The sequence below is a fragment of the Thermus tenuipuniceus genome, assembly GCF_002964845.1.
GTDB classification, from domain to species: domain Bacteria; phylum Deinococcota; class Deinococci; order Deinococcales; family Thermaceae; genus Thermus; species Thermus tenuipuniceus.
The window spans coordinates 1-12,125 of record NZ_KZ672973.1 but is presented as its reverse complement, the minus strand read 5'-3'; the positions used below and the strand labels follow the sequence as shown (position 1 = coordinate 12,125).

The window sequence follows — 12,125 nt, the reverse complement described above, 5'->3', positions numbered from 1 at the left end:
AAAAATCCGCCTCTGGCTCTAGATTGAAAAGGGTGCGCGGGCTTCTCGTGGGCCTCCTCCTAACCCCAGCCCTGGCCCAACCGGGCTACGACTGGATCGTGGTCCTGGGAGCGGCCCAGTACGGGGGCAAGCCCTCCCCCGCCCTGGAAAGGCGCCTCGAGACCGCCCTCGCCCTCTACCGCCAAGGCCTCGCCCCCCGCGTCGCCGTGGCCGGGGGCAAGGGCCCAGGGGACCGCTTCAGCGAGGGCGAGGTGGGCTGCCGCTACCTGGAGACCCGGGGGGTGCCCAAGGAAGCCCTCCTCTGCGAGGGGGAAAGCCAGAACACCTACGAGAACCTCCTCTTCCTCAAGCCGCACCTAGGGGGGAAGGTCCTCCTGGTCACCGACGCCCCCCACCTGCCCCGGGCCCTTTTCCTGGCCCGGCTTCTGGGCTTAAAGGCGGAGGGGCACCCGGTGAAGGGACCCTACCCCCTAGGGTACTGGCTGAAGGAAACCCTTTACCGCCTCTGGCTCTACCTGGGCCTGAAACCCCTCCCCGGAGGGCACGGCCTCAGGAGCCCCCCTCCAGATGCTTCAGGGAATCCAGGTACCCCTGCAAAAGGGCCCTGAGCTGGGCCACAAAGAGGGCCTTCTCCTGCTTGGCCCGCTCCACTTCCCCCTTGAGGCGCCTGAGTTCCTCCGCCGCCTCCCTTAGCACCTGGTCCTTGGCCGCCAGGGCCTCCTTCCTGATCAGCTCCGCCTCCCGTTCCGCCTGGGCCTTGAGCTCGCGGGCGATGCGCTCCGCCGCCACCACCGCCCGCTTCAGCTCCCCTTCCGCCTCCTTCAGGCGGGCCACCTCCTCCCCCAGCGCCCTAAGCCTTTCCTTAAGCCCCTCGTTCTCCTGGATGAGGCCCTCCATGACCTCGGCCACCCGGGCCAGGTAGACCCTGACCGCTTCCTTCTGGTACCCCCGAAGCCCAGTGGGGAACTCCTGGTAGCGAATGTCCAAGGGGGTTAGGTCCATGCGCCTTTCAGTCTACAAAAAGGGCCCGGCCCACCCGCACCAGGGTGGCCCCCTCCTCGATGGCGATGGGGAAATCGTCGGACATGCCCATGGAGCGCTCGGGAAGGCCATAGCGGTCGGCCAGCTCCGAAAGCCTCCGGAAGATGGGGCGGACCACGGCCTCAGGGCCCATCGGGGGCACGGTCATGAGGCCCAGGACCTCCAGGTGCGCCATCTCCCGCACCCGGGCCAGGACCTCGGGCAGCTCCTCCTCCCAAAACCCATGCTTCTGGGGCTCCCGGCCCAGGTTCACCTCCACCAGGACCTTAAGCCTTACCCCCTCCTTCTCCCCCACCCGGTCCAAAGCCTCCGCCAGGCGCAGGGAGTCCAGGGAGTGAATGAGGGCAAACCGGGGGGCGAACTTGGCCTTGTTGCGCTGCAGGGGGCCGATGAGGTGCCACTCCGCCTCCAGAAGCTCCATCTTCTTCAAGGCCTCCTGTACCCGGCTTTCCCCCAGGGGGAAGGAACCGTAGCGGAGGACCTTCTCCCCGATCTCCTCCACGCTCCTCCCCTTGGTCACCGCCACCAAGCGCACCCCCCTGGGATCCCGCCCCGCGCGGCGGCAGGCGGCCTCCATGGCCTCGAGGACCTCGGGAAGCCCCATGGCCTAAAGCTCGGCCAGGATGCCCCGCACGAAGCGGCGGAAGATGGGCCCGGTCTTGGCCGCCACCGCCAGGACCTCCTCCTCGGTGGCGTGGTGCTCCCTTTCCGGCACCGCCATGTCCGTGATGGTGGAAAGGCCCAGGACCCTGGCCCCCAGGTGCCTCAAGGCGATGACCTCGGGAACCGTGGACATCCCGATGGCATCGGCCCCGAGGTCCCTGAGCACCTTCAGCTCGGCCCGGCTGGCGAAGCTGGGCCCCATGAACCAGGCGTAGACCCCCTCGAAGAGGTGGAGGTCCTGCCGCCTGGCCACCTTGCGGGCCAGCTCGATGAGACCCGGGTCATAGGCCTCGAACATCACGGGGAAACGGGGGCCCAGGCGCTCGTCGTTTTTCCCCCTAAGGGGATTGGTCCCGGCGAAGTTGATGTAGTCCAGGTGGAGCATGATCCCCCCGGCCTGGAACCTGGGGTTAAGCCCTCCTGCGGCCGAGGTGAGGATGAAGGTCCTAGCCCCCAGGAAATACCCCACCCGCACGGGGAAGACCACCTCCTCGGCGCTGTAACCCTCGTAGTAGTGGACCCGGCCTTGGTACACCAGAACCCGCTTGCCTTCAAGCTCCCCCAGGATCAGCCTCCCGGCATGCCCGGGGGCGGTGGAAAGGGGAAAGTGGGGGATCTCCCCGTAGGGGATCTCCGCCTCCTTGGCCACCTCCTCCGCCAGGGGGCCAAGCCCCGAGCCCAGGACGATCCCCACCTCCGGCACAAACCCTGTCCTGGAGCGGATATAGGCCACCGCCTCCTGGATCTTCTCGTAGACCTCCATGGCGAACATTCTACTCTCACACCCCCTTCACCCGCCTCTGGTAAGCTTTCGGCCATGAAGCGGCTTTTTGCCCTAGTGTTCCTGGGCCTTCTGGCCCTGGCGACCCCTATCCGCGAGGTGGCGGTGGAGGGAGGCGATCCCGTCCTCCAGGCCCTGGCCCGGGCAGTCTTGCCCTTCGGGGCAGGGGATGAGCCAGGGGACCTCGAAGAGGCCCGGAAGGCCATTCTGGCCATCGGCTACTTCCAGCAGGTGGAGGTCCGGCTGGAAGGGGACGTCCTGCGGGTCCGCCTCATCCCCTACCCCCCCATCGGCCAGGTGAAGGTGGACGGAAGGGCTTTCCCCCAGGAGGCCATCCTGCGCTTTCTGGAGCAGAACTTCGCCATCGGCCCGGAGGCCACCTATAACCCCATCCGGGCCGGGGAGGCCGCCAAGGCCCTGGCCGAGGCCTACCGGCAGAACGGTTTCCCCTTCTCCCCCAAGGTGGAGGTGGAGGCCAAGGAGCAGGCGGGCAAGATGGCCCTCACCTTCCGGGTGGAGGAAAGCCCAGAGGTGAAGGAGGTACGCCTCACCGGGGTGAGCCTTCTGCCCGAGGCCGAACTCCTAAAGGCCCTGGAGCCCCTCAAGGGCCCCTTTGACTTCGCCAAATACCAGGAGGCCTTAAGGGCCCTCGCCGCCCGCTACGAAAGAGCGGGCTACCGCCTTAGCGGCCCCGATCCCCAGGGAAGCCGCCTCGAGGACGGCCTCCTCACCGTGGCGGTGCGGGAGCTCAAGGTGGTGCGCATCCAAGGAGAAGGCCTGGACCTCACGGGCTTCCCCCTAAAGCCAGGGGACTACCTGCGCTACGACCTCCTTCTGGAAGGGGTGCAGGCGCTTTCCAAAAAGCTTTCCCGGGTGGTGAACTTCAACCTCACCCCCGAGGGGGAAGGGGTGGCGGTGGAGCTCCAGCCGGGCCCGGAAGGCGGGGTGATCGAGCGGGTGGAGCTGAGCGGCAACACCGCCTTCCCCACGGAAACCCTCCTGGCCCTCCTCCGCCTGAAGCCGGGGGAGGTCTATACCCCCCTCCTGGCCCAGGAGGACGCCCGCCGCCTCGCCAGCTACTACCAGGAAAGGGGCTACGAGGTGGCCGACGTGCGCTTTGGCTTCCAGGAAGGGGTCTTCCACCTGCAAGTGCTGGAGCTCAAGATCGGGGGTTACCGCCTGGAGTGGCAGGGGGAGCATCGTACCCAGGACGAGGTGATCCTTAGGGAGCTCCCCAAACGGGGAAGCCTCTTCAGCGTCCCCGCCCTGCGCCAGGGCATCGCCCGCCTCATGGCCACGGGTCTTCTCTCCGAGCCCCCCGGGGTGCGCCTGGCCCCTGGGGAGAAGGAGGACCAGGTGGTGGTGGTCCTCTCCCTGAAGGAGGCCCGCACCGGCCTCTTCCAGCCTGCTTTGGGCTGGAGCTCCTTGGAGGGCTGGTCGGGAAGCGTCTCCTTCAAGGAGACCAACCTCTTCGGCCTGGCCCACCAGGTGGGGGTGGACCTGGCTTTCGTGCAAAACGACGCCAAGGACAACCTATCCCTGTCCCTAAGCTATTCCATCCCCTGGCTCTACCTGGACTATTGGGACCTCAAGGAAGTGCGCACTAGCCTTTCCTTCAGCCTCTTTTCCACCCCCATTGGCAACAACAAGCTCCTGGACGGCAGCACGGACACCGGCTGGGAGTACACGGAAAGGCGCACCGGCGCTGGGTTCTCCCTCTCCCGTCCCTTCTCCCAGGAGCTGGAAAACCTGCGCTTCTCCTTGGGGCTTTCCGCCAGGCGCTCGGCCTATGCCCTCGAGGTCTTTGACCCCAACGCTCCCTGCAACCCCGCCGTCACCGACCCCAGCGACCCCAAGTACTGCGACGGCACCGGCTACAAAAACCCCACCTATGCCCAAAGCCTACTTCCCACCCCCGGCTGGACCCTGAGGCTGGACACCGGCGTCACCTACACGGACGTGGACAACCCCCGCTTCCGCACCCAGGGGTACGAGGCAGGCCTCAGCACCGGCCTCGGCCTTTCCTTCCCCGACACGGGGGGGCGGAGCTTCTTCGTGCCCCTGGTGGCCACGGGCAAGACCTACTACGGCCTGGATCAGGAGAAGCGGCAAGCCCTGGCCCTCCGCCTCTCCGCCGGCACCCTCCTGGGCTTCCCCCCGGAAAGCGAGCGCTTCTTCCTCTCCGGGGGTGGGGCCGAGGCCTTCCTCCTAAGGGGCTACGAGGACCGCAAGTACGGGGGGCTCTCCTTCGCCACGGCCAGCGTGGAGTACCGCTACAACTTCAACCTCTCCCCTCAGGGGGGCACGAACCTCTACGGGATCCTCTTCACCGACCTGGGGCTTGCCGACAACACCGGCGGGATGAAGTGGGGGGCGGGCTTGGGTTTCCAGCTGGACCTGGACCTCTTTGGGGCCCTCCTTCCCTCCCTGCGCCTGGACTACGCCTTCAGCCCGGAAAGCCCCACGGGGAGGCTCCACTTCCGCATCGGGCCCATGTTCTAAACTGATCCTGACGCCCGCCATGAAAGCTTACCTGGGCGTCTACACCGCAAGGCTGGAAACCCCGGCCAGGAGCCTCAAGGAGAAGCGGGCCCTCATCAAGCCAGCCCTAGAGCGGGTGAAGGCCCGCTTCCCCGTGAGCGCGGCCAGGCTTTACGGCCTGGACACCTGGGGCTTTGAGGTGGTGGGCCTGAGCGTCTTGGGCAACGACCCCAGGTGGGTGGAAGAAACCCTCCGCGAGGCCGCCCGCTTCCTGGCCCGCGAGGGGGATTTTAGGGTGGCCCTGGAGGCCTTCCGCCTCGAGGCCTTCGAGCTGGACGGGTTGGTCTAGAGCCCTGCCCCCGGCAACCAGGCCCTCGGGATAAGATGGAAGAGGTGGACCTTAGCTCCCTGCCTACCCCCGATCAGGAACACCTCCAGGAGCTTTGCCGGCGTTACGGCGTGCGCCGGCTCCTTCTCTTTGGCTCCTTTGCCCGGGGAGAGGCATCGGAGGCAAGCGACCTAAGTGCTCGTGCACANAGGCGGGGGTACTTAGACCCGCTCCACCGCGAAAGCGGTAGACCCCCCGGTGCCGTGGCAGATGGCAGCAAGGCCCCTTTCCTCCCCTTTCTGCCTAAGGGCGTTCAAGAGGGTGACCAGGATCCTGGCCCCGCTCGCCCCGATGGGGTGGCCCAGGGCCACCGCCCCCCCGAAGACGTTGAGCCGCTCGTAGGGCACCCCCAGGAGGCGGTGGAAGAGGACGTTATTGAGGGCGAAGGCCTCGTTGTTCTCAAAGAGGCCGAAGTCCTCCACCCGCATGCCAAGCCGGTCCAGCAAACGCCTCACCGCGGGGATGGGGGCCTCGGGAAAGCGCCAGGGCTCCCCCGCGGCCCAGGCCCCGCCCAACACCCGGGCGAGGGGCCTCAGGCCGTGGGCCTTAACCGCCTCCTCCGAAGCCAGGAGAAGCGCCGCCGCCCCATCGGAGATCTGGCTGGCGTTCCCCGCGGTGAGGATGCCGTCCTTGCGGAAAGCGGGCTTCAGCGCCGCCAAGGACTCGAGGGTGGTCTCAGGACGGATCCCCTCGTCCCTGTCCACCACCAGCGGCCCCTTCTTTCCGGGAAGCTCCATGGGGGCGATCTCCGGGGCAAAAAGCCCCTTTTCCGTGGCCTCCGCCGCCCGCTTGTGGGAGAGGTAGGCGGCCTCATCCACCTCCTTTCGGCTCACCCCGTAGTCCTGGGCGAGCCTCTCCGCCTGCTCCCCCATGGCCTCGCCGGTGAAGGGGTCGGAAAGACCGTCCCTAAGCAGGATATCCTGGAGGTTCTCCGGAGCCCCCATGAGGAACTTGTACCCCCACCTTGCCCGGTGGGAAAGGTAGAACCCCGCCTGGCTCATGGACTCCATCCCCCCCGCCAGCACCAGGTGGGCCTCCTCCGCGCGCAGGAACTGCACGGCGTTCATCACCGCCATCATCCCGGAGGCGCAGACCATATCCACCTGGTAGCCGTCCACCTCCTTGGGGATACCCGCCTTCAAGGCGGCCTGGCGGGGAAGGAGCTGCCCGTGCCCCGCCCGGAGCACGTTTCCGAACACGTATAGGTCCAGGTCCTTCCCCTCCACCCCGGCCCGCTCCAGGGCGGCCCGCATGGCATGGGCCCCCAGCTCCACCGGGCTCACGTCCTTAAGCACCCCCCCGAACCGGCCGATGGGGGTGCGCGCCGCGGAAACGATGTAGACCTCGCCCATGGGGCTATCATACCCGCGTGCCAACGCACCTGGGGTGAGAGTGGCCTTTGCTATACTCCAGGGGAATGGCCCAGCGGGGCCTTACCCTCCTGGAGCTCCTGGTGATTCTGGGCCTGCTGGGGCTCTTGTTGGCCCTCGGCCTACCCCTCCTCTCCCCAGACCGCCTGGCCCTGGACGGCGCCGCCCGCTCCCTGGCGGCCCAGGTGACCCGGGCCCGCCTCGAGGCCATCCGGCACAACGCCTTCGCCGGGCTCCAGGTCTTCACGGAGGGAGCAGGTGGGTACGCCGTCTTCCTGGACGGAAACGGCAACCGGGCTTACGATCCCGGCGAGGAGGTGCAGCAGGTGCGCTTTGGGCAGGGCAACTGGGCCCGGGTGCGGCTGGACCCGGGCCAAAGCGCCCTGGGCAACATGCCGCTTCTGTTCGACCCCAGGGGCTTTCCCGCCAAACCCATCACCGCCACCATCGCCCTTAGCTCGGGCCACGCCACCCGCAAGGTGATCGTGAGCCAACAGGGCCGGGCCCGCCTGGAGTAGCCACCCATTTGGGGGATGTGGATCGCACCTCCTTTTTCCTACCCTAAGGAGGGAATGAGGAAGCCCTGGGGTTTTTCCCTCGTAGAGTTGATCCTCGCCATCACCATCCTGGGGATTCTCCTGGCCCTGGGCACAAGCTACCTGCGCTCTGACCGCATCGCCGTGAACCAAGCCGCCCAAAGCCTGGCGGCCCAGGTAACGAGGGCTCGTCTAGAAGCCATCCGGCGGAACGAGTTCGTGGGCATCCAATTCAGCACCCAAGGCTTCGGGGGATATGTGGTCTTCGTGGATGCCAACAGGGATGGAACCTTCAACAGCGGGGAAACTGTGGTCCAAAACGTTCCCTTCGGCCAAGGGGACTGGGCCCGGGTACGGTTTACTGCCGTCACGGGAGCCTCCACCCTCGTCTTTGATACGCGCGGCATCCCCACCTCCTTCACCCCATCCACCATCACCCTGCACAACCGGGCGGAAACCTACACCAAGACCGTGCAGATCTCCGGTCAGGGGAGGGCGAGCGTTCAATGAAAACGAATGGCCTTACGCTGGTGGAAACCCTCGTGGCCCTTGCGGTGGTAGGTATTGCGTTTGGAGCGTTGCTGATGAGCCAGGTAAGCAACCTGGAGGCTTCAGCGCAAAGCCGGTACGCCACCGACACCAAAGCTGCTGCGGTGCGGGTTCTGGAAGAGAAGTCTGCCGAGGTGCTCAAAAGCGAGGTTCCTTCCACTCTGCCCACTTCCGATTTCTGCAAGACCAGCCCCACCGACCCTCGGTGCGCCCAAGTGGACGATCCGGCCACCGGGCGGAGTTTTTACTTTGTGGATTACTACTATCGGTGCCCCACCCTCGTAAATCCGCCCCAAGCCCTAAGAAGGGGGAGTGCCAGCAACCTCCGCCCGGTCAGCTGTAGCGGCACGGAGCAACAAGGTGGGATCGAGGTGGGCTGGCGCATCCTCGGGGAAAGCGGCATCCGGGGCGAAGGCGTGGTGACGGTTGTGGTTACGGCCCAGCATACCCGAGGCGCCCGGGTAACCATGGGCCGCCGCGTCACCTGCTACGACGTGTACCCTTCGCCCACCCAGGACAAGCCTGCCCCATGTCCACCTCCAGGGGGTGGTCGGCCGTGAAGCCAAAGGGGTTCACGCTGGTGGAAGTCCTGGTGGCCATGGCGCTCCTGGTGATCCTCCTGGGGGTAGCGGTCCGCTATTTCGCCAGCACCTCCGCGCTCGCCCGGGACACCCAGGCCAAGAGCGAACTTCAGGACCGGGTGCGCATGGTCTTCCAAGTGGTAACGGGGGACCTGCAAATGGCGGGAGCCCGCTACTGGAACGCGGGATCTGCTAACCGCGCCTTTACCCTGCCCCTGGGCAAGGTCCTGGAGGGCACCGGGAGCGGGGTCCAGGACACCTTGAGCCTCTACTACGTCACCAGCCTCCGCGACCAAAACCAAGCGTGTCGTCGCGTGAACTACGACTTCCAAGGAGATACCCTGCGCCGCAGCGACGTCAACGCCACGCCCACCACTGGGAGCGACTGCGCCGAACCCTCCCCCAGTTTCCAGCCCCTGGCCGAGGGCATCTTGGCCCTAGACATCCGCTACGTATGCAGCGATGGCACCCCCCAGGACACCCCTGCCTGCGGGGCCGCAGCCTACCCCCGGTCGGCCATTGTGGAGGTGGTGGGGTACAGCCTAACACCGGTGCAGAACCCTGGGCCTGCCACCCTCACTACCCATACGGGGCACCAGGTAACCTGCCCTTCCCAAAGGGCTTGCTATGCCCTGCGGCAAGAGGTGCTGATGCCCAACCTCAAGCCCCTACCCCAATAGGAGGAAGCCATGCGGTCCAACGGAATTGCCCTGGTGGCCACTTTAGCCCTGATGGTGGTGATTGCCCTTCTGGTCTTCAGCACCTTTTTCCGCACCCAGATTGAGCTTTGGGTGACGCGCAACGACACCACCTCGGTGCAGGCCTTCTACGCCGCCGAAGCGGGCCTGCAAAAGTACAAAGCCGTCCTCTTCCAGCAGTTCGTCTGGCGAGAGCAGCAGGGCCAGACCGGGGGCGGTAGCGGGTGTTTCACCTCCTTGGTGACGGGCATCGACCTGGATCGCAACGGCAACGTGTTGCCCTTCAACAACAACCGCCTCACCCTGGCCGCCGATGAGGTTGTCGTGGACGCAGAAAACCGCCCTATTGGCCGCTACACCGTCACCCTGTACCGGGACGCCAACGACGGCCAGCTCTTCACCCTGGTTTCCCAGGGCACCTCTGGGGGAGCCAAAGCCACCGTCCAAGCCACGGTCCGCTTAAGCAATACCGGGTACCTGGAGCAGGCCATCTTCGCGGGAACGGGTCAGGCCAACCGTTGGCTGAATGACGGCGCCACCATCCGCGGGGGGATCTACGTGGTGGGAAACCCCGGCAATCCTAACGATGAGGTCATCAACGCCAACGGCGACTTCGAGCTGGTAAACTGGTACAACCTCAACAACTATTCCGGCATCGCCAGCAGGGTGGAAGCAAGCTACCGCCAGGTCAACGACCTCTGCGCTAGCCTGCGTGTCCAGTACGGAAAGATATCCGTAGGGGGAAGCACCCGCCTAGGGGAACCCGAAAACAAACTCAAGGGCGTTTTCGTGGGCCGAGGAAGCGAGGACATCACCGGGGTTAACGTGGGCGTCTGCCAAAGCAACAAGGGCGTGTGCACCGAGGCCATGGGCCCCTTTGACCTAGCCAACCCTCCCGCCTTTCCCACCTTGGACGCCAAGCTCAACTCCGAGGCCTGCAAGGATTACCCCAGCTGGCGCTCCTGTCTCCAGGCCAGGGCTGCCTTGCGCATTCAGCGCCTAGGCAACGCCATCAACATCGCTTGGCCCCCGAACGTGACGTTAAGTAGCTCCTGCCTTCTCGCCCTGAGCTCAGGAATCCTGAAGCTGGACACCAGCAACGTGGATTGCACCTATACCCGTCTGGACGGAACGCTTGGGGGTTCTAAATACACCTACGCCGGCAATCAGGGCCTTCTGGAGGTGTACGGGGACGTGGTCTTGGAAGGCCTGAAAGTGGAGTTTCACCGATCTACAGAGTACAAAGCCGCTTCAGGATCCCGCAAAAACGCCACCCTAGCGGTCCTGGCCCTAAACGGCCAAGGTGGGGATTTGGATATAAACGGCAATCTCCTGCCCCAAACCAGCCACGGGCTTTTCCCCAACCACGTCCTGGGGCTTGTGGCAGAGGCCAACGTGTACCAAAAGGGCCAGTACGTGATGGCCCCGGTGTACGCCGGGGGCACCTTCCGGGTGGTGAAGGATAACGTGCTCTTTGGCTCGGTCATCAGCAACGAGTTCTGCACCACGAGCGCGGGGAACCAGACCCAGTGCAACGCCGGGCAGAAGGCCGAGGTGGTCTACATCCGCATCCCCCAGGAAAACCGTCCGGTGCTCCTGCCTGCCATCAAGGGAGGAAAGCCCGTCTTCCAAATCCTTTCCTATGAACGCCGCTAAGTGCCCATGCGCGTTGGGGCGCAAGCCCCAACGGGGTACTTGCGCTTTCACACCCCCTTCACACCGCCGTGCCATCCTGAGGCTAACCCCCCCAAAAAGGGGGGTTGACAAGGGCCGAGGAGGCTCTTAAGAATGTGGGGCAAAGGGGGGTGAGAAGAGCGTTAAAGGCGTACGAGAAGCGGTTCAGGTAGGCTGGCAGTAGGCAACAGGCACTCATGGCCGCGCAATCCATAAAAGCGCGGAAACCCTTAAGGAGAAGGCAGTATGCGGAACGCAAAAGGCTTTACCCTGATTGAGCTTCTGATCGTCATCGCCATCATCGGCATCCTGGCGGCGGTGCTGGTTCCCAACCTGCTCCAAGCTCGCCGGACGGCACAGATTCGGGCGGAAGAAGCATACGCTCAGAACGTGTACAAAGTGGCCAACGCTGCTATCGCCGAAAATCCCAACATAGCACAAAATGAAGTGCAAAAAACCTGCAAGAGTTCTTATTCCGTAGGCAGCTACAGTGCGGGCAACGCCCCTCAAACTCTGAATCACTGCGAAGTGACCTACGACACCACTACCCAAGTGGTCACGGTCACTTACGGAGGGGCCACCAACCCGAACAAGACCATCGGCCAGTAGTACACCCCCTGCGTTTGGGGCTGGTTGGGTTGTTCCATACCAGCCCTTTTGACATGCTATGAAAACCCGGGGCTTCACTCTTGCTGAGCTCTTGATAGTTCTCGCCATATTGGGCCTCCTCTTTACCATTGCTGCACCCGCCATCTCAGGAGCCTGGAGGACCGCAAAGGACCGCGCTGCACTCGCGCATGCCCACAACGTCTTCAAAGCAGCCTGGGCTTACCTGGCGGAAGAACCCGGTCGCGGGGTTCAGGTCGGAGACTGTACAGCGGGATACGTGGCAGGTGCCTTTTCCGTACCAAACCCTGGCAACACCGTGCGATCTTGCGCTGTTCGCACTAGGGGTGATGGAACGCCAGAAGTAGAGGTGATTAGCCAAAGTGGACGCGCATATCGCCTACCCTAAACCAACTCAATTGGCAGATCTGACCGGTATACCCCTTTTGGGGTAGATGGCTCTCCTTGACCCTGCGTGAAGCCCTACCCTAGGTTCCCGACCCTCGCGCCCACAACCGCCGCTACCCCCCTGGGGACTCCTGGTCCCCATCCCCCTCGTCTTCCTCTCCCGCGTAAACCCCTTGCGCGGCGTCTCCCGAAACAAGNCTGACCCCCGGGGCGGATGCCGCGGCGGTACTACGGGATCGAAGAGGAGCTGCGGGGGCGGTGGAGGAAGCTTTGAAGGAGTTGCGGGAGCGCTTGGAGAGGGGTGTGGGGCAAAGTCTATGCGTGGCCACTTAGAGGCTGTCGTAAAAGT

Annotated in this window: 14 protein-coding genes and 1 pseudogene; 11 read left to right on the top strand and 4 right to left on the bottom strand. The window is 64.8% G+C overall.

The genetic code is table 11. The annotated features are described in order from the left end of the window. Window positions 1-23: 23 nt before the first annotated feature. On the top strand, window positions 24-608 hold the full coding sequence (locus C2847_RS05175) for a YdcF family protein (RefSeq protein ID WP_105317399.1): 585 nt from the start codon (window positions 24-26) through the stop codon (window positions 606-608). On the opposite strand, the gene C2847_RS05170 is transcribed toward C2847_RS05175, so the two are convergent. From C2847_RS05170 to C2847_RS05160, 3 genes are read right to left on the bottom strand one after another with little or no spacing between them, the layout of a single operon-like run. After that, complete coding sequence (locus tag C2847_RS05170) at window positions 550-1,002, bottom strand: DivIVA domain-containing protein (RefSeq protein WP_105317398.1); 453 nt, start codon at window positions 1,000-1,002, stop codon at window positions 550-552. The genes C2847_RS05175 and C2847_RS05170 overlap by 59 nt on opposite strands. 7 nt (window positions 1,003-1,009) lie before the next feature. Beyond that, entirely contained in the window at window positions 1,010-1,645 is a 636-nt protein-coding gene (locus C2847_RS05165; RefSeq protein WP_105317397.1) for a YggS family pyridoxal phosphate-dependent enzyme, read from the bottom strand. Between the two features lie 3 nt (window positions 1,646-1,648). Continuing rightward, window positions 1,649-2,476 (bottom strand): purine-nucleoside phosphorylase, encoded by an 828-nt coding sequence (locus C2847_RS05160; RefSeq protein ID WP_105317396.1) that lies wholly within the window; start codon window positions 2,474-2,476, stop codon window positions 1,649-1,651. Between the two features lie 45 nt (window positions 2,477-2,521). On the opposite strand from C2847_RS05160, the gene C2847_RS05155 reads away from it, so the two are divergent. The 3 genes and pseudogenes from C2847_RS05155 to C2847_RS12160 all read left to right on the top strand — a co-directional run. Next, window positions 2,522-4,987, top strand: coding sequence for a BamA/OMP85 family outer membrane protein (locus C2847_RS05155; RefSeq protein WP_105317395.1), 2,466 nt, complete (start codon window positions 2,522-2,524; stop codon window positions 4,985-4,987). Between the two features lie 19 nt (window positions 4,988-5,006). Further along, window positions 5,007-5,315 carry a DUF503 domain-containing protein gene (locus C2847_RS05150; RefSeq protein WP_105317394.1) on the top strand — a complete coding sequence of 103 codons (309 nt, stop codon included), beginning with the start codon at window positions 5,007-5,009 and terminating at the stop codon, window positions 5,313-5,315. Between the two features lie 35 nt (window positions 5,316-5,350). Continuing rightward, window positions 5,351-5,502, top strand: a pseudogene (locus C2847_RS12160) (nucleotidyltransferase family protein); the annotation flags it as partial. A 13-nt stretch (window positions 5,503-5,515) separates the two neighbouring features. On the opposite strand, the gene C2847_RS05145 reads toward C2847_RS12160, so the two are convergent. Next, entirely contained in the window at window positions 5,516-6,706 is a 1,191-nt protein-coding gene (locus tag C2847_RS05145; RefSeq protein ID WP_105317393.1) for a thiolase family protein, read from the bottom strand. A 65-nt stretch (window positions 6,707-6,771) separates the two neighbouring features. Between C2847_RS05145 and C2847_RS05140 the strand changes: the two genes are divergently transcribed. From C2847_RS05140 to C2847_RS13020, 7 genes are all read left to right on the top strand, one after another. Continuing rightward, window positions 6,772-7,242 carry a GspH/FimT family protein gene (locus C2847_RS05140; protein WP_105317392.1) on the top strand — a complete coding sequence of 157 codons (471 nt, stop codon included), beginning with the start codon at window positions 6,772-6,774 and terminating at the stop codon, window positions 7,240-7,242. A 54-nt stretch (window positions 7,243-7,296) separates the two neighbouring features. Then, window positions 7,297-7,770 (top strand): GspH/FimT family pseudopilin, encoded by a 474-nt coding sequence (locus C2847_RS05135; RefSeq protein ID WP_105317391.1) that lies wholly within the window; start codon window positions 7,297-7,299, stop codon window positions 7,768-7,770. Beyond that, complete coding sequence (locus C2847_RS05130) at window positions 7,767-8,369, top strand: type IV pilus modification PilV family protein (RefSeq protein WP_105317390.1); 603 nt, start codon at window positions 7,767-7,769, stop codon at window positions 8,367-8,369. The genes C2847_RS05135 and C2847_RS05130 overlap by 4 nt, the downstream gene beginning before the upstream one ends. Then, entirely contained in the window at window positions 8,339-9,070 is a 732-nt protein-coding gene (locus tag C2847_RS12820; RefSeq protein ID WP_105317389.1) for a PilW family protein, read from the top strand. The genes C2847_RS05130 and C2847_RS12820 overlap by 31 nt, the downstream gene beginning before the upstream one ends. Before the next feature lie 9 nt (window positions 9,071-9,079). Beyond that, the gene (locus C2847_RS05120; protein ID WP_105317388.1) at window positions 9,080-10,744 is read left to right on the top strand and encodes a pilus assembly PilX N-terminal domain-containing protein; all 1,665 of its coding nucleotides are present in this window, start codon (window positions 9,080-9,082) and stop codon (window positions 10,742-10,744) included. A 264-nt stretch (window positions 10,745-11,008) separates the two neighbouring features. Next, the gene (locus C2847_RS13025; protein WP_105317387.1) at window positions 11,009-11,371 is read left to right on the top strand and encodes a type II secretion system protein; all 363 of its coding nucleotides are present in this window, start codon (window positions 11,009-11,011) and stop codon (window positions 11,369-11,371) included. 58 nt (window positions 11,372-11,429) lie between these two features. Continuing rightward, window positions 11,430-11,777 carry a type II secretion system protein gene (locus C2847_RS13020; protein WP_105317386.1) on the top strand — a complete coding sequence of 116 codons (348 nt, stop codon included), beginning with the start codon at window positions 11,430-11,432 and terminating at the stop codon, window positions 11,775-11,777. Window positions 11,778-12,125: the final 348 nt, after the last annotated feature.